The sequence below is a fragment of the Microcoleus sp. Pol12A5 genome, assembly GCF_036701435.1.
Taxonomy (GTDB): domain Bacteria; phylum Cyanobacteriota; class Cyanobacteriia; order Cyanobacteriales; family Microcoleaceae; genus Microcoleus.
Genome location: NZ_JAUBQU010000006.1, coordinates 38,042 through 59,796, shown reverse-complemented (window position 1 = coordinate 59,796; position 21,755 = coordinate 38,042). Strand labels below are relative to the sequence as shown.

At 44.6% G+C, this 21,755-nt stretch carries 21 protein-coding genes and 1 other RNA gene; 7 read left to right on the top strand and 15 right to left on the bottom strand.

All coding sequences use genetic code 11. The features are described 5' to 3' along the window. Positions 1–9 precede the first annotated feature (9 nt). The 9 genes from QUA45_RS02865 to QUA45_RS02825 all read right to left on the bottom strand — a co-directional run bounded on the left by QUA45_RS02865 (position 10) and on the right by QUA45_RS02825 (position 6,559). Positions 10–666, bottom strand: coding sequence for a Uma2 family endonuclease (locus QUA45_RS02865; RefSeq protein ID WP_333219284.1), 657 nt, complete (start codon positions 664–666; stop codon positions 10–12). Further along, the gene (locus tag QUA45_RS02860) at positions 656–2,722 is read right to left on the bottom strand and encodes an AAA family ATPase (protein WP_333096019.1); all 2,067 of its coding nucleotides are present in this window, start codon (positions 2,720–2,722) and stop codon (positions 656–658) included. The genes QUA45_RS02865 and QUA45_RS02860 overlap by 11 nt, the downstream gene beginning before the upstream one ends. Continuing rightward, complete coding sequence (locus QUA45_RS02855) at positions 2,719–2,994, bottom strand: hypothetical protein (RefSeq protein WP_333219282.1); 276 nt, start codon at positions 2,992–2,994, stop codon at positions 2,719–2,721. The genes QUA45_RS02860 and QUA45_RS02855 overlap by 4 nt, the downstream gene beginning before the upstream one ends. 85 nt (positions 2,995–3,079) lie before the next feature. Then, on the bottom strand, positions 3,080–4,426 hold the full coding sequence (locus tag QUA45_RS02850; RefSeq protein ID WP_333096017.1) for a DNA phosphorothioation system restriction enzyme: 1,347 nt from the start codon (positions 4,424–4,426) through the stop codon (positions 3,080–3,082). A 96-nt stretch (positions 4,427–4,522) separates the two neighbouring features. Continuing rightward, complete coding sequence (locus QUA45_RS02845; RefSeq protein ID WP_333096016.1) at positions 4,523–5,092, bottom strand: Uma2 family endonuclease; 570 nt, start codon at positions 5,090–5,092, stop codon at positions 4,523–4,525. Between the two features lie 34 nt (positions 5,093–5,126). After that, complete coding sequence (locus tag QUA45_RS02840) at positions 5,127–5,570, bottom strand: hypothetical protein (protein ID WP_333096015.1); 444 nt, start codon at positions 5,568–5,570, stop codon at positions 5,127–5,129. A gap of 198 nt (positions 5,571–5,768) precedes the next feature. Next, positions 5,769–6,149 (bottom strand): phasin-related domain-containing protein, encoded by a 381-nt coding sequence (locus tag QUA45_RS02835; protein ID WP_333040711.1) that lies wholly within the window; start codon positions 6,147–6,149, stop codon positions 5,769–5,771. A 23-nt stretch (positions 6,150–6,172) separates the two neighbouring features. After that, an RNA gene (ffs, locus tag QUA45_RS02830) (signal recognition particle sRNA small type) lies at positions 6,173–6,269 on the bottom strand. Between the two features lie 23 nt (positions 6,270–6,292). After that, positions 6,293–6,559, bottom strand: a complete 267-nt coding sequence (locus QUA45_RS02825) for a YciI family protein (protein ID WP_006632991.1) — start codon at positions 6,557–6,559, stop codon at positions 6,293–6,295. A 120-nt stretch (positions 6,560–6,679) separates the two neighbouring features. On the opposite strand from QUA45_RS02825, the gene QUA45_RS02820 reads away from it, so the two are divergent. Continuing rightward, the gene (locus QUA45_RS02820) at positions 6,680–7,234 is read left to right on the top strand and encodes a 2'-5' RNA ligase family protein (RefSeq protein ID WP_333096014.1); all 555 of its coding nucleotides are present in this window, start codon (positions 6,680–6,682) and stop codon (positions 7,232–7,234) included. A 132-nt stretch (positions 7,235–7,366) separates the two neighbouring features. Here QUA45_RS02820 and QUA45_RS02815 read toward each other — a convergent pair whose 3' ends face one another. Further along, a complete protein-coding gene (locus QUA45_RS02815) occupies positions 7,367–8,053 on the bottom strand; it encodes a ComF family protein (protein WP_333219280.1) in 687 nt (228 codons plus the stop codon). Positions 8,054–8,125: 72 nt separating this feature from the next. Here QUA45_RS02815 and QUA45_RS02810 point away from each other — a divergent pair, with 72 nt between their 5' ends. Further along, entirely contained in the window at positions 8,126–10,612 is a 2,487-nt protein-coding gene (locus QUA45_RS02810) for a putative PEP-binding protein (RefSeq protein WP_333219278.1), read from the top strand. Between the two features lie 401 nt (positions 10,613–11,013). Next, a complete protein-coding gene (locus QUA45_RS02805) occupies positions 11,014–11,460 on the top strand; it encodes a hypothetical protein (protein WP_333096011.1) in 447 nt (148 codons plus the stop codon). 269 nt (positions 11,461–11,729) lie between these two features. Here QUA45_RS02805 and QUA45_RS02800 read toward each other — a convergent pair whose 3' ends face one another. From QUA45_RS02800 to QUA45_RS02790, 3 genes are all read right to left on the bottom strand, one after another. After that, positions 11,730–12,017 (bottom strand): RNA-binding protein, encoded by a 288-nt coding sequence (locus QUA45_RS02800; RefSeq protein WP_333096010.1) that lies wholly within the window; start codon positions 12,015–12,017, stop codon positions 11,730–11,732. Positions 12,018–12,638: 621 nt separating this feature from the next. After that, a complete protein-coding gene (locus QUA45_RS02795) occupies positions 12,639–14,204 on the bottom strand; it encodes a methyl-accepting chemotaxis protein (protein ID WP_333219318.1) in 1,566 nt (521 codons plus the stop codon). Between the two features lie 1,449 nt (positions 14,205–15,653). Then, positions 15,654–15,872 carry a hypothetical protein gene (locus QUA45_RS02790; protein ID WP_190736419.1) on the bottom strand — a complete coding sequence of 73 codons (219 nt, stop codon included), beginning with the start codon at positions 15,870–15,872 and terminating at the stop codon, positions 15,654–15,656. A 165-nt stretch (positions 15,873–16,037) separates the two neighbouring features. On the opposite strand from QUA45_RS02790, the gene egtC reads away from it, so the two are divergent. The 3 genes from egtC (at position 16,038) to egtD (ending at position 19,529) form a co-directional block, all read left to right on the top strand. Then, positions 16,038–16,826, top strand: a complete 789-nt coding sequence (gene egtC, locus QUA45_RS02785) for an ergothioneine biosynthesis protein EgtC (RefSeq protein WP_333219276.1) — start codon at positions 16,038–16,040, stop codon at positions 16,824–16,826. Next, entirely contained in the window at positions 16,798–18,105 is a 1,308-nt protein-coding gene (locus tag QUA45_RS02780; protein ID WP_333219275.1) for an ergothioneine biosynthesis protein EgtB, read from the top strand. Before egtC ends, QUA45_RS02780 begins: the two co-directional genes overlap by 29 nt. A gap of 380 nt (positions 18,106–18,485) precedes the next feature. Next, positions 18,486–19,529 carry an L-histidine N(alpha)-methyltransferase gene (gene egtD / locus QUA45_RS02775; protein WP_333096005.1) on the top strand — a complete coding sequence of 348 codons (1,044 nt, stop codon included), beginning with the start codon at positions 18,486–18,488 and terminating at the stop codon, positions 19,527–19,529. Between the two features lie 176 nt (positions 19,530–19,705). On the opposite strand, the gene QUA45_RS02770 is transcribed toward egtD, so the two are convergent. Further along, the gene (locus QUA45_RS02770; RefSeq protein ID WP_333219273.1) at positions 19,706–20,317 is read right to left on the bottom strand and encodes a hypothetical protein; all 612 of its coding nucleotides are present in this window, start codon (positions 20,315–20,317) and stop codon (positions 19,706–19,708) included. Positions 20,318–20,726: 409 nt separating this feature from the next. Then, on the bottom strand, positions 20,727–21,041 hold the full coding sequence (locus QUA45_RS02765; protein WP_333077113.1) for an RNA-binding protein: 315 nt from the start codon (positions 21,039–21,041) through the stop codon (positions 20,727–20,729). Positions 21,042–21,150: 109 nt separating this feature from the next. Between QUA45_RS02765 and QUA45_RS02760 the strand changes: the two genes are divergently transcribed. Next, positions 21,151–21,303, top strand: a complete 153-nt coding sequence (locus QUA45_RS02760; protein WP_333096004.1) for a hypothetical protein — start codon at positions 21,151–21,153, stop codon at positions 21,301–21,303. The last annotated feature ends 452 nt before the right edge of the window (positions 21,304–21,755 follow it).

The following is a 21,755-nucleotide window of genomic DNA, read 5'->3' as shown; positions in this document are numbered from 1 at the left end:
AAACTCCCTTCAACCTTGACTAAAAGTTTGAATTAACCAGCGATTAATTTCCCCGTCATCTTGCGTTTGACTCCGGTTCAAAGCTTCCTCAACTAACCGGATTTCCAGCCCCGGTAAAACCCGCGACTCTTGCATTCTCCCGCTACCTCCGCCATTAATTGCAAACGAAAAAACCTCCCGTGTGTTTGCAAGTTCAACCCAATATTCACTTATTCCTGCGTCTTTGTAAAGCAACCGCTTCCCGCCTAAATCATCATTAAAAGAAGACGCCCCAATTTCCACTATCAAATTAGGCGGATCGTATTGATTTAAATCAACAGCAGAATTGCTATCATCAGGAGGCACTCTTAAATCGGAACCAATGTAGTAAGCTAAATCAGGTTGAAACTCGCCGATCCCTGCTTTCCGAAAACGGGTGTTAGTAAACTGAACTACTCGGATATTTCTCAATGTTGCAAACAGAATAACTACACAGGCCATAATTGAATTTTGACGCGCGTGCAATGGCCCTACTGGTGACATTTCTACCCTCATGTGTTCTTGGTAGTAATAAAACTTGCCCTTTTCCCATGCTGAATCCTCAGCAAAATTTATAAACTCTTCCCACGTCGCCTTCACCCAAATATCTGTTTCCAAAACCTGCGTAATTGCCGAATTAGAAGCCATAATCCACCTCTACAATTTCTGTATATTCAAATTCATTCGGACTGCGCTTAACTAAAGGATAGCGCGTCCCGCCCAGTTCGATCGCATCTTCTTCGCAATCAGCTTTCGGAGAATTGTACACAAGCACGTATTCCCTGCCGATGGAACTTTCCATCTCTTGAGCAACTTCTCCGCGCCACTGAGTTTTAGTTACCAAAACTACCAATTGATTCGCCAACTTCGGCAGCTTATTTGCAATTTGCTTGCGATAAATCTCGTCCAAACTCCCAAAGGGAGAATCCATCACAATTGGAAACGTACTGCTATCCGGGCCCATCAAAGTATTCTTTTGACTCCACTCCCGCACGCCCTCAATAATCCCGCCGATAAACGACAAACTGAGAATTTGATTTTCTCCTGTAGAAGCGGCCACTAAAGATTCTTTTCCCGACGTATTTTCTACTAGAGTCAGTTCGTATTTATCGCTCAACTTGGGGATATAAGGAGTAAAAGAAATTTGGCTGAAAATATCTTGCACCCGCTTTTCCAACTGAGAACAAAACTGTTTCTCTAAGCGCGATCGCACTTCAGTTAGGCGATCGATCGCATCCTGAGTTGCAGCAATCCGGCGCTGGGCTAATACTTGCCTTTGCTCGTTTAGTTGCTGCTTGTCGATTTGCTTGTCCAGATTGGCGATCGACGCCTTCAAACTCTCAATCTGCTGCTGGTTAGAGCCTGTTTCCCGGTGCAAATCGCCAATTTTTGCCTCAATTTCATCCAAGCGCTTTTGCAAGCGGCTGACATCGCCGTCAGGAAAATTTCGCAGCTTGTTGTGAATATCGTCTAACTGATTTTCCACCCGAGAAAGTTCGGTTCTGTCGCGGCTGATATTGCCTTGCTGTCGGTCAATTTCCTCCCAAAAATCAGCCACTTGTCTATCAATTTCATTTACCCGATCGCTAATCCGAATAGTTGTTTCTTCTACATCACCAACACCCGCTTTATCCATCCAACCGCTAACCTGTTGGCGAGACTCAGAACCCTCCACTAATTCCGCACCGCAGATACACCGCTGCTGCGCTAATAAATCTTCCAAAAACGGCCGCTGAATCCCCGAAAGCAACTCGCCTTTTTCTCGTAAACCTCCTACTATTAGTTGAAATTCAGCCGCCGCCTCTGACAGAAATACTCCATAACCCCGCATAGAAATTGAACGTTTGAGAGCATCTGTAGCTTGTGCAATTTGTTGCTTAAATAAACTTTTCTGACTTTCCAATTCGTCTCGCAACTTTTGTAAATCCGCAGCACCACTAAGTTCTAACAAGTTACCATTAACTGCTTTTTTCAACTCCCCTTGGTTAACCAATTCCCGCTCGATTTCTACCTGTCTGCTTGCAAGTTGCTCAGCTTCTTGCTCAATTTTTTGCTTGTCTTTTAAAAGTTGTTTCGTTTCAGCATTACCAATTATATTTAAATCTGTCTCTAGAGATTTTTTTGCTTCTCCTAAATGCCGGAGCGATCTATTCAACACTTCCACCCCCAGCAACTCCTTAGTAGCTTCTGCAATTTCTGCCTTCTTGTCATAGCGGACAATTTGCTCGATGCGCTCCCCATCAAAAAAGAAATATTTATGTAAACTTTCCGGCAAAATCCGCCCGATAATATCATCTGGATGCTGATCCGGCTTCAGCCAGAGACCGTTATCTTTTGCTACACTCAGAAACAATTCAGCCTTGCCATGTTCTACAGTATTTTCACTTTTATAAGCACGACAGATGCGTTTTGCTTGGTAGCGCGTGCTGTCGTGTTCAAACACAATTTCCGCCCAACAACCTACGGCTTTTCCCATTTCCGACTCAGCCAGAGCGCGCTTGTTTACTAATTGTTCTTCTGCCGCAAAAGCCGCGCTAAATTGTCCGTAAAGTACCCACGTAAAGGCATTCATTAATGCCGTTTTTCCCGCGCCGTTATTACCGTGAATTACTGTAATGTTTTGCCTACCCCAAGCTACTTTAATTTCCGGAGTTTTGCCGTAAAATTGACGAAAGTTGCACAGAGTAATTGATATTAACTTCATACAATTGCTTCCTTAATTATTTTTAAAATGTCATCGTTAATGTGGCGGGGAGCTCTCATGTACAACTTATCTTTTTCAATTTCCAATACCCGCTCAATAATTTGTCGAACTTCGGGCGGCGCGCTAGTAATAGGTTGTTGTACGTCGCTGAATTCCTGATGAGTTTGATAAGAAGAACGCTTTTCTGCTAAAATGCTTGTCGGTAAGGCTGCGATCGCACTATCTTCATATCTAAATGCCATAATCAGATTTTCATGCAGATTTTCAGTCATTTTTTTTCAAATATTAAAAACTAGCAACTCAAACTGCGCTCAAATAATTCTCTATTCTCAAACATAAACCGAACCTTAATAAATGTCAAATGTCTAATAGCCCGTAACGCTTCTGAAGTTGCAGCAATTTGACTCTAGCTTCCCCAGCATTGTCAGCTAAATCGGCAAATTCCAAGAACCGCTTCAACTCTTTTCGCAGCAAATTGCGCTCGACTTCTAAGGTTTCTCTGCCCAAATCTGGAGGCAAAACTATCATGTCAAATAAAGTTGCCCTTTCCTTCCCCGGATGCGGCCGCAAAATGCGTCCCCGGCGCTGAATAAACTGGCGCGGATTGCTGCTGCTTGCTAAAATTACAGCATTGCGAATTGCTGGAATATCAACGCCTTCATCCAAACACCGAATCGCTACCAAACCTTGCAATTCTCCACTCTCAAATTGCTGGCGCAATCGTTCTCTTTCTGCTAAAGGAGTTGCCGCAGTATAAGTGTTAACTCGGTAGCCTAATTCTGAACCCAATAACTTCGCGGTTTCTGTTAGCTGGCGGTGGTTATTTCGGCGCGCACTTCCTTCGATCGCACCGTCGCCGCAGTAAAATAAAGTGTGGGCTGTGTCGAGACGGTGAATCATTAATTCTCGCAAAGCTGTTAATTTATTAGCCGCTGCCCCAATTAAGCGAGCTCGCTGCATTAATAAAGTCGTTAAAGCATCGTTTTCTTCTACTTTTTCATCGCCCCAAAGCGCCCAGCCAATCTTTTGAGTTAAGCGGGAATACTTGCGGGTTTCGGCTTCGGTCAATTCTACTAAAATTGGATAGTATAAATAATGTACTAATGCTTTTTGGCGGATGGCGTCGGCTAAGGTGAGTTCCGGCTGCAAAACCGGACCGAAATAATCTAAAATAGCTTCGGTTCCCTCTTCGTCGAAATGCCTTTCTGGGGTGGCGGAAAGGGCGAGCCGCAGTCCAATATTGCGCGGCAAACTTTCTCCTAAACGGGGCGCGCCTAAGTTGTGAACTTCGTCTCCAATAATCAGGGTTTTTTCGGGGAAATAGCGCAGTTGCGATCGCAAACTATCTCCCATTAAGCTAGCATTAGTAGTGATGATTGTGAGAAATGCTCTATCGCCAGATCGCACTTGATACAAACCCGCAGCCAGCTTGTTTTGCCAACTGCGGGCGCTATCAAAAGCCAAAATAGGTTTTAAACCAAATTTCTCGGATTCGCGCGCCCACTGATTCACTAGGTGGCAGTAAGGGCAAATTACGAGCAGGACTTGCAGGTTAATTTTATTGTATAATTCAGTGGCGATCGCCAGTGCAGTAATCGTCTTCCCGCTACCCGTCGCCATCTTCAGCGTACCGCGTCCCTGATTCGCAAACCAATTAGCAACCGCCACTCGCTGATACTGTCGCAATTGCAGCGATGGCGGCATTTTCGGAAATCCAAGTTGCAAATTATTAGCCGTTGAGCGATTCACCTTTAAATGTCGTTAGATGCCAACTTACCCTGACTCAACTGTAACTCATTTCTAATTAAAACTTAACAGCTCAAACAAATTTGCCGCCGACAGTTGCAAATCCGACAGCACATCCAGTACAGGTAAAATATCTTCATTCTCTTTAATCTCAGGTTCCTGCTGCGGTTTAAAAACAATTACCAATTCTTCTTCCGGGTCAATCATCCAACCCAATTTAGTGTGATTCTTGAGGCAAAACAGAATCTTATTAATTACGCGAGTTGAACTTTGCTCCGGCGATAAAATCTCAATTGTCCAATCCGGCGCAATTTCAAACCTATTTTCAATCTTTCCCTGAGAATTCAGAGGAATGCGCGGCCACTCGAACACTGCTATGTCTGGAACAATAGAAATTCCATCAAAAGAGCAGCGCAATTCTGGAAACGCATAAGCTAACTTCTGCGGTTTGCCAACTCGATTAATAACAGATGGAAACTCGAATTGTAACGTGCTGTGTTTTCCTTGGGGCATAGCTTTTTGATAAATTTGACCGTCAACATACTCGCTAGCAGGCTTAGTCTCTGGCAATAGCAGAAACTCTTCCAAAGAAATCTTTAACGGAGACTGAATTGACGTTACCATAAGCCATTAACCCCTCAACAACTCAACTGGGCTATCAAAAATCTGCATCGCTGTCAGTTTCCCAATCAGCACAACTCTCCGATTCCACACCAGTAGGGTGCATCGCACAAACCAACAAATTTCCCCCGTAAACTTGACCGTGATAGTTGCGGCAACCGCGACAAGCCGGCTGCTGCGTCGGCGAAGGGTCTACATAAGTCACCATCGACAAATCTATCTCATCAAATTGCGGGTCGAAGTCGCGGCAAATTTCAATTATCGGTTCGATAAATTCATTAAATAAACCGTCAAATTCATTGAAATAACCGTCAATGTCGTTAATCAGATTATTTTGTACTTGTTCAGTAAACTCTTCCGACATTTTTGCCAAAACGTCCAGCATTTCGACAAACTCTTCGCTGATGTCGCTGAAAAAATGCTCTACTTCAGAAACAGCATTTTCCATTGCTCCAAAAAAATCTTTAGACCAATCTTCCATGAATTTGACAGTTGGCTATTACAAAATATTTTACAGACAGGTGCAGCCAGCCTCATGTGAAGTGCTTGCACCTACTTTCAATTCTATTACCTATTGCCTGAGATCCGTCCACATCCGACAGGGGAGATATTCAAAAAGGGAACTCAAGATTATTATCCTGAGTTCCCTTCATGCTTTACGCAGCGAGCTTTTTTTAGTTTAATCCCGCTTCAGCCGCCGCAATTCCTCTTGTAAATTCTGCACCTGTTCGCGGAGCTTGTCTACGCCGCCTGTCTCTTTAGCATCTTTTGCCGAGACATCTTCTTCCTCAGAAATAATTTCAATCCGTCGAGGTTCAGCGGGTTTTTCGTTCCCAGCCGATGCTACGGGGGGCTGCTGCTGAGCCTGTTGCACCATGTCATCAACAAAGCGGCGAGCTTCTTCCGTGGACATCTCGCCCCGCTTCACCAATTCGTCTGCCAGCTTTTGGGCTTCAGTGCGTAATTCAGTTAACTTGCTGCCAGCTTTTTCACCAGCGTAGGAAGCTAGCCCGACACCAAGGTACACTGCTTTTTGTAAAATATCTCCGAAACCAGGCATAGGAGCTACACCTCATAAAACTGGGTGAACCGGAGACCACGCCTATTACAAGCATCCCGTGTTGCTGCTACCTTCCGGTCCTGACAAGATTTGGGCGTTGGAATCGCGTGGGTCCAGTTCATATATGAGTATAACACAGTTATTTATTCTTCAACCACACACCAGTGATAAATTTCATAAATAACGCAACCGTTCTTCACCAGCGGGTCTTCAGCGACGATCGCCTTCGCCTCATCCATCGAACCCGCCTCAAACAGCAACATACCGCCGCCCCGCCGCCCCCAGTAGCCAGTTTTCGCTCGGTGTCCTTTAGAAATCAACTCTCGGACATAAGCTCTGTGAGCTGGCACGTATTGGTCAAAGACAGGCTTTTCGACAATTCCTTGCTCAATTTTGACAAACCAAGGCATTTTTATTTGGGATTTTAGATTTTATATTTTAGATTGGGAATGGGCGATCGGCAATGGGATCTAGGGCAAATGCTCTATATTCCATTTTGCACCATCCTTTCTTAACTGCGATGTTATCCGATGAACCAGTCAAAACAGCGATTTTTTATTGGCCTAGTGCCGCCTCCCGATATTGAACACCAGATTACTGAGATTAAACTATATTTTGCGGAACACTACAACAGCCGCGGTGCTTTGAAGTCGCCGCCGCACATCACGCTGCAACCTCCTTTTGAATGGTTAGCAGACGATGTTCCCAAATTAGAAGAAAGTTTGAACCAGTTTTCTGCAAACCGACTGCCAATTCCCCTTAATCTATCCGGTTTTGCTGCTTTCGCGCCCCGCGTCATTTACGCTGATGTTGTCAAATCGCCCGAATTGCTGGAAATTCACAAAGATTTGATGAGTTATTTGGAGACAAATTTGGGAATTGTCGATCGAGTTTCTCAGACTCGCCCATTTGTACCACACATGACAGTAGCCTTTCGCGATTTAACTAAGGAGAATTTTCAAACGGCTTGGTTGGAATTCTCCGGGCGATCGCTCCACTTTGAGTTTACCGCTTCGGCATTAACTTTACTCCTTCACGACGGCAGCCGTTGGAACATCCGCAACCAATTCCCGCTTTCGGCCTAAACTCTCTCCCTTCTCTTTTTTCGTGTCCTTAGCATCTTCGGGGTTCGTTTTCCCAAAAAAATCTTATTAGCAAATCCCGATCGATATCATTTCCTCACTACAAACCTGTTAAAAATTAAAGTCAGCCACAACTTATCGATCGCTCTTATTCGGAGTTGCAAGTGCCACAGTTCCATAAACAGAAATTCCTGACTGTTCCAATATTTTAATTGCCGACTTAACCGTAGTACCGCTAGTGTAAATATCATCAACTAACAGCACTCGATCGCGCGGGAGCCGACGACGAAAATCTTTTCCCAAACTTAAAGCATTTTTCATTTCCGCTTGTCGCTGCTGTGGCGTCAGAGCGAATAAAGCCTGAGTATTTTTCACCCGCTCCAAACCGTGCCGCTGCAAAGGCAAACCAGTCACCTCGCAAAAACTTTCAGCCAACAGTTCCGCTTGGTTAAAACCGCGCTCCTTGAGCTTTTCTTGATGCAGGGGAATCGGTACAACTGTTAAATTGTCTATAGCTAATTCCGGAAAACTCAGCCAAGCTTCTGCCAGCCAGCCGCCTAGAGGTTTCGCTAATTGCGGATTGCCGTCATATTTCAAAGCTGCGATCGCCCGTTTGAGAGCCCCGCGATACTCACCCCACACAAAAACACGCTGCTGTGAATTCCAAAATCGACCGGAATCGCTTAACTGACATCGCTGAAGTTGCTTGTGACAGTACAAACAAAACTCTCCGGCGGCTGGTCGCTGACAAAGAGGACAGTTAGACTTAAGAAATAGATTGAGAAAAGATTTGACTAATCCCGTCCATTGTCGCTTGTTCATCCTAAAATTGTCGTAAGTGATTAATGGGAAAAACTTTCAACTTCAATCAGTTTCCACGAACAGGCTCGCAGCGTGAAAAACCTCTACTGGTTAGACAAAATTAAACCTTCAGACCGAGATACAGTGGGAGAAAAAGCATTTTACTTGAGCTGTTTGCTCCAGAAAAATCATCCTGTTGTACCGGGTTTTGTCGTGCCGGCTACCACATTCTGGCAGTTTTTAGAGTCGATCGAGTGCCTAGAACCGCTGTTTGCTGACTGGCCACACTCTTCCCTGCACTTGAATGTCGATGAACCCAGACAACTGCAATCGATCGCCCGCAGCATCCGCCACCAAATCCTCGCCGGCAAACTGCCAGATTCACTGCTCTCCACCCTAGAGTCTGCTGTTAGTCAACTCAACTCACAGTCAAACTTAAACTCCACAGCCTTAATTTTTCGCCCTTCCCTGACTTCCTGGAACCCGAAAACAGTCGGCATTCTGGAATCTCAGGCAGTACGGGCAGAACCCGAAGCCATTGGGGCCGGACTCAAACGAGCTTGGGCAGAAATGTTCAGAGCCCGAAGTCTATTTTACTGGCAGCGGTGCGGCCTGCGGGTACAGCAAATCAATCCCGCAGTTTTGGTGCAGCCACTTCAAGAAGCGGTCGCCGCGGGCGAGGTGAAAACAAAGGCGGGCGCACAGTGGGAAATCCAAGCCACCAGCGGTTTGGGATTGTCCCTCGCTAGGGGAGAAACCATCCCCGATTACTATCAAGTGCAGCCGGAAACAAGCGCGGTTAAATTCCAGCGGATCGGTTACAAAACATTAGCCTACAATCTCAAAGTCGGCGATGGTGAACCGAAAAAAAAACTGCTGCTGGGCAAGTTTGGTGCTTTTCCAATTCCCGATTCTCAATTTATAATTCCTGATTTTGCTGATTGTTGCGTGCAAGTTTTAGCGCTGGGAGAGGAAGCACAAACAGAATACGTTTTAGAGGAATCGCAACTGCAAGAAATCATTGAACTGAGTAAAAAAGCGATCGCAGAATTTGACTCAGATTTAATTTTAGAGTGGACGCTAAACCAGACAGCAAACAGCGGCGAACCGCAGTTTTATTTCACTCAAGTTCGTCTTGTGAAAGGGAAAAAAGTCGCGCCACTAAAGGAAAATTCGATCGCCCTCCCGCAGCCAAACTCGATCGCCCCAGCCCGAACTCCTGCCATACTCAGAGGTGTGGCAGCAGCATCAGGAAAAGCCGAAGCAATTGCCCAAGTTATGACTAATTCCCACCCAGAAAACGCGGAATTCTTAGCCGGAGGCATTTTAGTAGCCCGGACAATCGAGCCGAATTGGCTGCCTTGGCTGAAGGTTGCTGCTGGGGTGGTTGCGGAACAAGGAGGTATGACAGGTCACGGCGCCATTTTAGCGAGAGAATTGGGGATTCCCGCCGTTGTGGGAGTGACCGGGGCCACTCGGGCGATCGCCTCGGGCGATTCGGTGTTGGTAGACGGCGATAGCGGAGAAGTTTTTGCCCTCGCGCAACAGGATGCGATCCAGACAGCAGACAGCGGCCGACTTCGGGACACAGCAAAAAAGACAGATATATACAGTACAGCAGCGAAAATGTCAATAGCCAAGCACCAATCTTCTACCTCCGATCGATCGTCCAATTGGGCGCCTAAATCTCAACAATCTGAGTCTACTCAATATGTTTGGGGCCCACCAACGGCGACTCAACTGCTAGTTAATGTCAGCCAAACAAGTTCGATCGACCGCCTCAAAAATCTGCCAATAGACGGCATCGGATTGCTGCGATCGGAATTAATGGCATTAGAAGCTTTGGACTGTCAAAACCCCAAAACTTGGCTACAAGACGGCCGCCAATCGGAATTTGTCGATCGCATGGCGGATTGCCTCAGCTTATTTGCGGCTGCCGTTTCGCCGCGGCCAATATTTTATCGATCTCTCGATTTACGCGAGTCGGGCGACCACGGCAGTTTCAGTTATACCTTTGAACCGGAATTATTTGATTGGGAACTCTGCGTCCTTCAAAAAGTCTGCGAGTCAGGCCATACGAATGTTAATTTAATTTTGCCTTTCGTGCGATCGGTTGACGAGTTTATCTACTGTCGCCAGCGCTTAGAAACAGTTTGGAAAAACCGCTCAGCCGAATTTCAACTGTGGATTATGGCGGAAGTTCCTTCGGTGTTATTTTTATTGCCAGATTACGTAAAAGCCGGAGTTCAAGGAATTTCTATCGGCACCAACGATTTAACCCAATTGCTATTAGGAATTCACCGCAACTCCGACCAGGTAGCAGGTGCATTCAACGGGCGCGATCGAGCAGTGATGAGGGCGATCGAACAATTAATCAAACAGACCCGGGCCGCCGGCATTCCTTGCTCAATCTGCGGCGACGCTCCCGCATTGTATCCCGATACAGTGGAATCCTTCGTGCGGTGGGGCATTTCGTCTATTTCGGTCAATGTCGATGCAGCAGAACAAACTTCCAGGGCGATCGTCCGCGCCGAACAGCGCCTACTCCTAGAACTCGCTCGATCGATAATTAACAATTAACCACTTCCGGACGCACTTTGCCTGAGAAATCCGGTTTCTCATCTCAATCATACCTTTGGCAAGCAGCCACCCCCTCAGAAATCCGGTTTCTAGACAACCCGTGTCTCCCAGACTATTCACAACTACAGAAACCCAGTTTCTAATTATATAACAACCGCCCAGACGGTGAGGACATTTTTAATCGATCAAACCCTTGCTTTTATTGCTTCTTCCTTCTTCCTTCTTCCTTCTTCCTTCTTCCTTCTTCCTTCTTCCTTCTTCCGACTTCCATCCGTTATATCCGTTACATCCGTCGAGCGAATCCCTTGCCGAACTTCCTTCTTCCTTCTTGCGCTATCAAAAGGTTTGATTTTAAAGCTAGGATAGAAATATCACCAACTCTTGACCCGAAGGTACCAACAGTGAAATCAAAAATTATTGCAACCGCAGCAATACTTGCCGCCCTGGGCTTTCTGCATCCCCATCCAGCATTATCTCAACCTGCAACTGACGGTGGCACCAAACCCGGATTCTGGCAACCTCAAGCGCAAGTTGACAATACTCGCAACATTACCCTCAGACTGTTAAATGAAACGGGATTAAACTTAGAATACGGTCCATCAGGTGCCAGCTTGTCATCCTTGCCCGTCGGAGCCAGCAAAAACATCGTTGTTCGCATCAGCAATCGCACCGGCGACATTGCCAATATTCCGATTAATGCCACAGGAGGAACCGCAACTTTGAAATACGACTATAACGTTGACTCGCAGACAAACATTGTGACGATTCGCATCACCAGATCAGACCCCCGCACTAGGCAAGACCGGTCAGTTTATATTGATGAAAAAGGGCGAGTTTACTCTTTCTAAGACTAACGCTCATCAACCCGGTTTCTCCTGATAAATTTTGCTTTTAGCAGCGAGGTATCGCGGAAGAAATCGGGTTTCTAGATTAGCGTGCATAAATTCAGTCTTTCTCAAACAGTTATGAATCAAGTGCAGCCCACAAAAAATCGATGTTTTTGTGCAGCGGATTTGACATTTCATCCCCAAAATCAACTGCTGCTTGCAATTGGGCCCTAGTGGCGCACTGGTGCATCAGGTGGGTTTCGAGAGGATGTCAACCGCCGCATCGCAGACTAATATCCGTCGTTTCTCTTGATACTTGCGCCTCGATTTCCCTCTTCTTTCGGTTTAGCTTTGTTCACTCGCAAGGGGCGCCCCATCCACTCTGCACCGTCTAATTCGGCAATTGCAGCGTCTTCTTGGGCATCCTCCATCATCTCAACAAATGCAAAACCGCGCATCCGACCGGTTTCCCTGTCGGTAGGCAAGACAACTCGCTTGACTGTGCCGTATTCTGCAAATACTGCTTTCAGGTCTTCTTCGGTGGCGCGGTAAGACAGATTTCCAATGTAGATAGTCATGTCGATCGAACTGAACTTGTTGTGCTATACATAATAACCTTTTAATTTAACTGTCAAGTGCTATCTAGCATACAACTGGGCAATCGACTCTGACTCAAAGGGTTTGCCACACTGAGCAACCCTTTGTACTGGCTGCAATAGTTAGCTTAATCAAAACTCATATCGTCACTCGTCCGCAGGGCGAGTCAGGATATGAGTTTTGGGGCGGCGAGGAATCGCGCCCCTGAACAATACTTGATTTTAATCAGATCACTGATGGGTGGACGACGAATCACAAAGCATCTTGGGAAACACAGCGACTAACAAGGTATAATATATTAAGTTGCTCTGGGCAACGATCGTTGATATAGCAGTTCTCAACTTTCGTGAGGTACTTCCCAGTTAATTACCAATTCCCTATTTCTTCAATTCTTTAATCTAAATTTGTACTTGATAATTGCTATACACATCTATATAGCCCTTTTAGAAAAGATACTTCAAACTTCCCCAGCCCTTTCATATAGGGGGATATCTCACCTTCAATACTTTGGCAAAATTGGGAATTGGAAATTGGAAATGGGGAATAGGGAAAATTTTGTCCCCATCTCCTTAATCGCTAGTTTAGCATATTACTTTTCTCAATTAAACTAAAGATGTAAGATTTAAAGCAGCTTTGTTAAGTGTTTGAGTGCCAATTCGACTTTGGGTAATACCGCTGGCTGTTTCCGTTGCTCCTTTATTCAGAACATTCATCGCATCTACCACTTGCTCAATAGCGATCGCCTGCTGTTTGGTATTCAGATAAATTTGCTGACTGCTCACAACTACACTGTTAATAGCATTAGCAACATTGTTAAAATTATCCGCCGTACCTTCAGTCAATTTTAGGCTATTATCTAAAGTTTTCTTTCCCTCATCTGTTACCATCACTGTTTTATTAATAGAATTCTTAATACCGTTGATCAAATCATTAATCTGATCCGACGATTTTTTGCTTTGATCTGCCAGTCTGCGAATTTCCGTCGCCACCACCCCAAACCCCTTTCCTTGTTCTCCGCTGCGTACTGCTTCCACTGTAGCGTTAATTGCCAGCATATTAGTTTGATTGGCCAAATCGCTGACTAAATTGGTAATATTAGCAATCTGATTGGTTTGCTGGCTCAAATGTAAAACTTGATCGGCGATAGCTCCGACTTTTTCAGTCAAACTCAACATTCCCTGCTGGGTTTTATGCACTACTTTACTGCCTTCTGCTGCCAAGTTTAAGACATTACTGGCATTCTCAAGAGCTGACTCGGCTTGCATAGCTGATTGCCTCGATGATGCGCCCAATTCATCCATGGTGGTAGTTGTTTGATTAACAGAAGCAGCTTGTTGTACAGCAATACGTTCCTGTTGCTCTATTGTCGCAGCGATCTCGGTAGAAGAACTGACAATCATATTAATAATACCTTTCAGCGCTTTATCTAAAGGTTTGGCGATCGCTATGCTTAAAGCTATGCCTAGAATAATAGCTATTAGCGGTCCAAATGTCATACCTAACAATACAGCTACTTTAGTATTATTGCTATCATTGTATGCGGCTATATAAGCATCATCGGCTTGCTTTCTGTTGGCTTCAACCACTGCTAAAGTGGTCTTTTCTGAATTAATAAATTTAAAGCGAATTAATTTAGCTTGCTGCCTAAGTTTATTCAAAAGGTTACTAGCTGTCTTGGCTGTTGCCATTTCTGGCGACTTACTTTTACCCTGATTAATTAGGTTTAGCTGCAAAGCCAAAGGATTCAAAATTCCCACTTTTTCAAATTCTTGATTAATTCGCAGGAATTCTCGATCTTCCTGCTCCCACTCCTCCCAATACTTAAGCATTTGTTGATAGAGTGCGTCTTCCTCTGAGGTACGTGGAGTGGCTTCGTATGCTTTAAACCCATCTTTAATTTGCTGCCAAGCCTTGTCCATTCTGTTTAAGGCATCTTGCCTTTCTTCTTGACTGAGTGCCGGATTAATTAGCGCTCTCTCTGATGACTCAATTTGGGTTTGTCCCTCGTTTATTTTCAATAAAGCTTCAATACTCGGTAAGTTATTGTTACCGAGAGTCTCTATGTGGTGACTGAGATTAGATGTTGAACTCCATCCTACCCAGGCAACGAAAAATACTAACAGTCCCATCATTAGAAATGCACTCACAAGTCTGGTTTGTAAATTCATTTGTCTCAACATACTATTTCTGCTTCCTTCTACTACAGTTATCCTCGCTGAACTCATGAACAGAGCTTGTATATTATAGCTTGTCTCAGGTAGAGCCAGTACCGATTAGGATTTTTATTTTGATATTTTACCTTATAAAATTAGTAATTAATTGATAAGTAACTCCTGAGCCTGAAAATCGCTATCGATTTTGGTTGACGACGCAGTTACGGTAGCTTTTTGGGGGTCGTGATGCTGAATTCATTTTTATAAACCCCTTTAGTCTACAGGTTAAAACCTGGCTTTACACAAACCAAGCCTGCAGACGCTAACTCTAAAAAGTGGTAGGATTATAATTAAGTTAGGAGTACACAGATATAGGCTTTGTGACACAGATGAGGTATCATAGTGCTAACGTATTCATAACAGTAAAATATAAGATAAATGAACTCTAATGCGCTCAATAGTCACAGCATCACCATAAGTGGAGGGGAAGTCCCCTCCACTCACAGCAGGTTTATTCGCCCATCGCAAATATCATAGATTACTAGCAATGAAAGCTGATTATATTGATTTTGGACAAAAAATTATCGACGTTTATCTTTAGGTAAGCAATCTCACAAAAATTCATAGCTAACTGTTTGGGAGAGTTCTCAGTTTTGTCAAAAAAAAGATTACTTAAACAGGGTTATAAAACCAAAAATATTTTTCGGCGAGCTAATTTATGCAATTATGTAAAATCAAGGCAGTACAACTAATAATTTTAGCGCAGCTTGTTGAAAATAAAAACAATTAAAATTTTGAATAACTTTCCTTTAAGTCTATCAATAAAAGGTTTAATGGCGATACCTAAAAGGAAAAAATGTGTAAAATATTTTCACAAACATTATACTACCTAATAGTCAACTTTTTTCTATAAGTTAAGTTAACTTAAGAAGGAACATAATACAATTACATTTAGAGCATTTTACAATCCGGTCACCTACATAAATTATAAAAAATGCTTTGGTAGTGATGGATAAGGATCGTACAAATAGGCAAAATAAGTAAATAAATTAGTCAAGAAAAAGGGCTAAAGTAATAATATACTTTTCGCCCCCTTCGCCCGATTTATCACAAACCTGAGAAGTTATGGTTAAAACTTAAATATATTTTCAGTTTTATCAAAACAACACATTATCAATAATTAGAAAAGGCGATAGAGTTTGCATTCCGTCAACTTTCTCAGCAAAATATTTGGAACTGATTTACATACTGCTGTTATTGTACTTCATCTATCTGAGAAAGGCTATACGGGAATCGAAAGTGTCTAAGTGTCTGTCCAGATTTTTTAGCGGACACAGAGAAATTCAGTCTAGCCAAGTGTGCAAATCCGGTAAGAGAAAAACGCGAAAAGCCAAACTGTGATGTTTGGAAGCCCACGCCATAACTGTAATCAGTTTGGCGTTGGGAGGATGTTACTGCTTTTCCTTAGTCGATCGAGATTGACTGAGGCCCCGTGCTTTTACCGTTGGTGGGTTCGGCTGGGGGAGTAGTGTAGGAAGTTGAACCAGCTTGCTCGTCGATCCAGCTTTTAACGGGATCTTCGTGAAGGTTGAGTCGAAGCAGGCCAGATAAAAATCCGCCCGCGAAGGCGATCGGCTGTTCGATCAATTCTTTCGCCATTGGGATGAGTTCGTCGAGGAACATTCAAGAGTCTCCTTGTGCTGCAGGGGTTCTACCTTAACTGTATCGTTTGTACTGCGATGCTGGTAGCGGCATACAAAAAACCCTGTTTCCAGCGCTGAAGATGCGCGCTCGGGCAATTTTTCGGCTAATGACTTACAATGCTAATTAAATTGCTGTAAAAATTTTATGTGCCGTTTGCTTGGCTACCTCGGGGAGCCGATTTTACTCGATGCTATTCTGTACAAGCCGGAACATTCCCTAATTGTGCAGAGTTACGATCCCCGCGAAATGACTTCTGGCCTACTCAATGCTGACGGTTTTGGTCTTGGTTGGTATCACCCGCACCTAGATACTGACCCGTTTACTTATAAAAATGTACAGCCAATTTGGAGCGACATTAACCTTCCGAGTATCAGTCGATACGTTGAATCCGGATGCGCGATCGGATATGTTCGCAGTGCAACTTCAGGACAAGCTGTAGATTTGAGCAACTGTCAGCCGTTTCAGAACGATCGCCTGCTGTTCGTACACAACGGCTTCGTGAAGAATTTTCGTCAAACTCTTTACAGACCAATTCGCGATCGACTTAGCGATACCATTTATCAATCAATTAACGGCACTACAGATTCCGAGCATATCTTCGGCTTGTTTGTCAATGAATTGACAGCAGCAAATCTGACTCTAGAAGCTGCTTTGCAAAACACGCTGAAAACTGTGGCAGAGCTAGCAAACTTTCACCAAGTAGAATTTTCAGCTAATATCATTATCAGTGACGGACACCAGCTCGTTGCCTCTCGCTTTGCTTCCCAAAAAACCCCTCCTTCCCTCTATTGGCTGCGAGACGATTTGAATTTCCCTAATTCTGTCATCATTGCTTCTGAACCTTTATTTGCTGGCAATTGGCACGAGTGTCCAGTCCAGAGCATTATCAGTACCGGAGTAGAGCGTGATATCGAAATCTATCCAATCTTGTAGAGAGGCAATTTATCGCGATTTGCAGCAGTGTCGCAACGGCACTTTCAAGCTATTTGCAGACATCGATTATGATACTTTTTGCCGCCAAGCTCATCCTGATTTCAGTCCAGTTGGCTGGCACTTAGGTCACATTGCTTATACGGAGGATTTGTGGCTGTTGCAACGATGTGCTGGCTTGGAACCAGTCTTTCCTCACTATCACCAACTGTTTGCTGCTGATATTTTGCCGAAAAAACAACGGGTTTTTCTGCCGACGTTACCTGAAGTTGAATTATATCTGGACGCGGTGAGAAAAAAGGTGTTAGATTATTTGGAAGTAGCGCCGATCGACAAGCAAGAACGTCTCTGGCGGTTTATTATTCAACACGAAAGCCAGCACTGCGAAACTGTTGCTTTCGTGTTGCAAATGCACAGGAAGAAGGAAGAAGGAAGTTCGGCAACGGATTTGGTAACGGATTTAACGGATTTCCGGGACGTAACTGATAGAAGGAATAAGAAAGAGGGAGGAGTAATTGCCGATTACCAATTACCAATTACCGATTCCCCGGCGATTGAAATTCCGGGCGGAGAATTTTACATGGGAAGCGATGCTGCTGAGGCTTTGGATAACGAGCGATCGCGCCACCTGTGTTATTTAGAAGCATACTCAATCGATCGCTATCCGGTCACTTGCTGTCAATACCGAGATTTCATGGAATCCGGCGGGTATCAAAACCCTGATTGGTGGTCAGCGGACGGCTGGAAATGGCTGCAAGCCGAAGCCGTCTCTCAACCGCTTTACTGGTCAGAAAATCCAGCTTTCAACAACCATCCAGTTTGCGGTGTCAGTTGGTACGAAGCCGAAGCTTACTGCAACTTTATCGGCAAGCGTTTGCCATCGGAAGCCGAATGGGAAAAAGCTGCGAGTTGGAATGCCACAAATCAAACATATCGCATCTATCCTTGGGGAGAAGAACCGCCAAACGGCAGCCTGTGCAATCACGGCAATAATATTGCCAATACCTCGCCAGTTGATGCCTTTCCCAAAGGAGCAAGCGCGATCGGCTGCTGGGATATGTTGGGGAATGTTTGGGAGTGGACTGCTTCAACCTTTGACGCCTATCCGGGATTTGAAAGTTACCCTTACAGGGGATATTCTCAAGTTTATTTTGATGGAGAACACCGGGTTTTGAAAGGGGGTAGTTGGGCTACTTTTCCGCAGGCACTGCGATCGACCTTTCGGAATTGGTACTATCCGGGCGTGCGGCAAATTATTGCTGGTTTTCGCTGCGCTAAGTAGTTCGCTATGTCATTATAACTACTATCACATTTGTTCATATTAAGGATTTGAGTCATCGGGCTTTTCAGATTAACAAATTCCTTAATACTTGTCTTATAAAGCTTATTTGACGAACATCAAATAAAGGGCTGGAGAGCGAATTGGGGACAAAACTGGTTTGTGAAATGCCCAACTTTTTTCCATGTAACAAGCTCAAGTAAAACAAGTTTTGTTAATTATTTAATAATTTTTGTAGACAAATTTTAAGTTTTAATTGTGGATGCGATCGCCATCCGGTGAGAAAATACAGAACAGAGATCGGTATGAAAAATCTGACTTGAGCGCGATATTTGGCAACGTGACTGCGTGCTATACCGATATGTGCATCTAAAAATTACTTTATGAAATCCCCAAGACTGTCCGACACGACAAACTCAGCCTCAACGAAAGAAAACCGACTGCACTTAGAGCGACTGGTGAGCGCTGCGGCACTGACACCCGCAGAAATCAATGCTGGCAGCGATGTAGTTAGCGGGTTGACTCAAACCCCCAAATCCCTGCCTCCCAAGTATTTCTACGACGATCGCGGCTCAAACCTGTTCGAGTTGATTTGCCAGTTGCCGGAATACTATTTGACGCGCACTGAGACGGCTATTTTGCAGCGGTGCGCGGGGGCGATCGCAAATTTAACGGGCCCCTGCGAAATTGTGGAACTCGGCAGCGGCAGTTCCACCAAAACTCGGATTCTCCTTGATGCTTACAGTCAACTGGAGTATCCCCTGCATTATTTGCCGATCGACATCAGTCCTAGTATCCTAGAAAGCAGCGCTTGTCAACTGTTGGCAGATTATCCGTCGCTCCAGATTCACGGACTTGTCAGCACCTACGAATTAGCCTTAGCTAAAATTGCACCGTCGCCGTTGCCAACCCGAATGATTTGCTTTCTCGGCAGTACCCTCGGCAATCTCAACGCTCAAGAATGCGATTTGTTCTTCTCGCAAATTGTCGGTGCATTGCAGCCGGGAGAGTATTTTTTGCTGGGAATTGACTTGGACAAATCTAAGGATATTTTAGAGCCTGCCTACGATGACAGTCAAGGAGTAACGGCAGCATTTAACTTGAATATGCTGCGACATTTAAATCGAAAATATGAGGGAAATTTTGATTTAGGACAGTTCGAGCATTGGGCTTTTTACAATCAAGAGGAATGTCAAATTGAAATGCACTTAAAAAGTAAAAAAGCGCAAACAGTTCAGTTGCGTTCTCTTAATTTAACGGTTGAATTTGCAGCGGGAGAAACTATCCGCAGCGAAATATCGCGCAAGTTTAATCTCCATACTGTAAAGACAGAACTTTCGCAGCGTGGTTTAATGCCGGTGCAAGTTTGGACAGATCCAAATCAGTGGTTTGGCTTGATGCTTTGTCAGATGTCAGATGTCAGTTGACAGTTGACAGTTGACAGTTGACAGTTGGCAGTTGGTAATTGCCAATTGCCAATTGTTATTTGTTATTTGTTATTTGTTTTGAATATCTCCCAATAATCAGTAACTACTGACTACTGACTGCTGACTAATAACGTTCGCGAGCGGGGACAGCACTATGACTACTGACTACTGACTAATTAACAAATCGGCCGCTGTCCGGGTTTGACGGCGTGAATGTACTCGCTGCCCGATGTCGGCCATCCCCGCTTATAATAAGCTTCCTCCGGCTTCCCCCAGCCCAACTGCAACAAAATTTCTAGAAAATCCAACTTTTCCCACTTCGAGAGACTGGCCCATTCTGTGCGCTGGGCTATAGCCTCTACATCAACCGGCTCGATCGATCGAAAATCCTTCCCGCTGTTAATGCTTAAATACAAATCCATCCCGGCTGTTACCTGCTGCCAGAATTCCAACATAGCAATCTTAGCTGCCTTCAACGTAATCAAATCAACCGGTAGAGCTATTAATTCGTCATCCACTGCCGGATAGCGTAGAGTATTGCCTTTAACCGCCATTTCCCGCCAGACAATCCCAGAAACTTGATGTTCCCGCTGGTATTCGTGTACGGCAGCCTTAAAATTTTGATAAGCAGTGAACTTCTGAACTCCCTCAGATTTGAGAAAGCGGTCAATCACGGGGTTGCCTGTAGCAGGAGTTTGAGTCAAGTTGAGGCGCCGCCCATGCAAGCAGGCTTGGCGCTCTTCTTCGAGGATTTTAATGAGTTCCGCCGTGCTGTAGACCTTGGACATCTTTATTCAGGCAAAATCAAGATATTGGCTGATATTCGGCTGGTTTTCTCTACTAATCTTCGGTAAAGATAGTTTTGCTGTTCTGGGCAATATTCAGTTTTGCCGTTATTCTAACTTTTCTTGCTGCTTAATTCTAGTTTGATAGTTTACAGGAGTCGAACCGCGAAATCCCGACAGCCTCTTAAAGAAAGCAGTTAAGAGGGTATCGAATCACGAACTAGAGTGGGAACTGCATCGCAGACGTACCTGGCGGGATTTTTCGCCAAAAACAAAGCCCCCTCCAAAGAGGGGGCAAAACTGATTTAGAGGTTTGGGAGTTTTATTTGATGGGTCGATCGAACAACTGGAAAAAAAAGCAGCATTCGCACCTGCCGTCAACTACCAAAACTCAAATTTTCAGTGTCAAAGCTTAGTAGCGTCGTGAAGAGCGATCGTTGTCGCCCCAGCCACCGCCGCCGCCCGAAGAGCGTTTGTTGTTGTTTTCGCGAGGTTTGGCTTTGTTGACTTTCAAGTCGCGGCCCATCCACTCAGCACCGTCTAGAGCTGCGATGGCTGCTGCTTCTTCTGCCTCGCTTGCCATTTCCACAAAAGCAAAACCCCGCATCCTGCCTGTTTCCCGGTCCACTGGCACTTGGACGCGGCTTACAGTACCGTACTCGGCAAATACTTCGTTGAGGTCGTCTGATGTTACCTCATATGAAAGATTACCCACGTAAATCGACATAAAATCTCCAGAATCATTAGGGTGCAGAGACTTAGATTCGGAGAGACGCTTGTAAATAAATACCAACAAACTACGCAACCGAATTTAATTCTTGGGAAACCACTATAACATGAAGCCAGCAGAATCAGCAATTGGCTGTGATAATTTTCAATTTTGGGGGCGATCGGGCAATTGGCAACCGAAAGTATTCGTGATAACTGACATCTTACACTCTGGGCGTCATGCGCTTGGTTTCTTGCTGCGCGATCGACCTGATATCTGAGATTTTTCGTCGCTGTTACCAGGTTGATTGGGTCTGATTGAGAACAGTGCCTGAGATTCACTTATAACTAACATCACGCACTGTTCTCCCTTGGCAAGCATCCTCCCCCTTCCCCCAGAGATAAATGTTTTTAGCCCAGGATTAATCTTCCGAGTCAATCTCCCCTCTTTCATCTCCCGTTTCTCATCGCCTCCGATTTAGCACCAGAGAATAACGGTTCCCAAATAATTATCAAAAGAGTTATTAGCCATATCTACGCGCATTTTTTTATACATATATAGCAATCCTCGCATCATTTGTGAATTTCTTACTCCCTCCCCGAACTCGCGGGGAGGGTTGGGGTGGGGTAAAAAATTTACGAATCCTGCAAGGATTGCTATCTAAATATAATTATTTCAATAAGATTTCCATTTTATTCATTTTTTAAGGCTTTATGTAGTTTCTCTATTTGC

Bases quoted from the DNA above. Each gene is read 5' to 3' on its own strand.
- QUA45_RS02800 (WP_333096010.1), bottom strand. From the start codon at position 12,017: ATGACTATCTACATTGGAAATCTGTCTTACCGCGCCACCGAAGAAGAC.
- QUA45_RS02865 (WP_333219284.1), bottom strand. From the start codon at position 666: ATGGCTTCTAATTCGGCAATTACGCAGGTTTTGGAAACAGATATTTGG.
- QUA45_RS02835 (WP_333040711.1), bottom strand. From the start codon at position 6,149: ATGCCTGGTTTCGGAGATATTTTACAAAAAGCAGTGTACCTTGGTGTC.
- QUA45_RS02860 (WP_333096019.1), bottom strand. From the start codon at position 2,722: ATGAAGTTAATATCAATTACTCTGTGCAACTTTCGTCAATTTTACGGC.
- QUA45_RS02790 (WP_190736419.1), bottom strand. From the start codon at position 15,872: ATGTTCCTCGACGAACTCATCCCAATGGCGAAAGAATTGATCGAACAG.
- QUA45_RS02795 (WP_333219318.1), bottom strand. From the start codon at position 14,204: ATGAATTTACAAACCAGACTTGTGAGTGCATTTCTAATGATGGGACTG.
- QUA45_RS02840 (WP_333096015.1), bottom strand. From the start codon at position 5,570: ATGGAAGATTGGTCTAAAGATTTTTTTGGAGCAATGGAAAATGCTGTT.
- QUA45_RS02850 (WP_333096017.1), bottom strand. From the start codon at position 4,426: ATGCCGCCATCGCTGCAATTGCGACAGTATCAGCGAGTGGCGGTTGCT.
- QUA45_RS02765 (WP_333077113.1), bottom strand. From the start codon at position 21,041: ATGTCGATTTACGTGGGTAATCTTTCATATGAGGTAACATCAGACGAC.
- QUA45_RS02845 (WP_333096016.1), bottom strand. From the start codon at position 5,092: ATGGTAACGTCAATTCAGTCTCCGTTAAAGATTTCTTTGGAAGAGTTT.
- QUA45_RS02760 (WP_333096004.1), top strand. From the start codon at position 21,151: ATGAAGCCAGCAGAATCAGCAATTGGCTGTGATAATTTTCAATTTTGG.
- QUA45_RS02825 (WP_006632991.1), bottom strand. From the start codon at position 6,559: ATGCCTTGGTTTGTCAAAATTGAGCAAGGAATTGTCGAAAAGCCTGTC.
- QUA45_RS02815 (WP_333219280.1), bottom strand. From the start codon at position 8,053: ATGAACAAGCGACAATGGACGGGATTAGTCAAATCTTTTCTCAATCTA.
- egtC (WP_333219276.1), top strand. From the start codon at position 16,038: ATGTGCCGTTTGCTTGGCTACCTCGGGGAGCCGATTTTACTCGATGCT.
- QUA45_RS02855 (WP_333219282.1), bottom strand. From the start codon at position 2,994: ATGACTGAAAATCTGCATGAAAATCTGATTATGGCATTTAGATATGAA.
- QUA45_RS02770 (WP_333219273.1), bottom strand. From the start codon at position 20,317: ATGTCCAAGGTCTACAGCACGGCGGAACTCATTAAAATCCTCGAAGAA.
- QUA45_RS02820 (WP_333096014.1), top strand. From the start codon at position 6,680: ATGAACCAGTCAAAACAGCGATTTTTTATTGGCCTAGTGCCGCCTCCC.
- egtD (WP_333096005.1), top strand. From the start codon at position 18,486: ATGAAATCCCCAAGACTGTCCGACACGACAAACTCAGCCTCAACGAAA.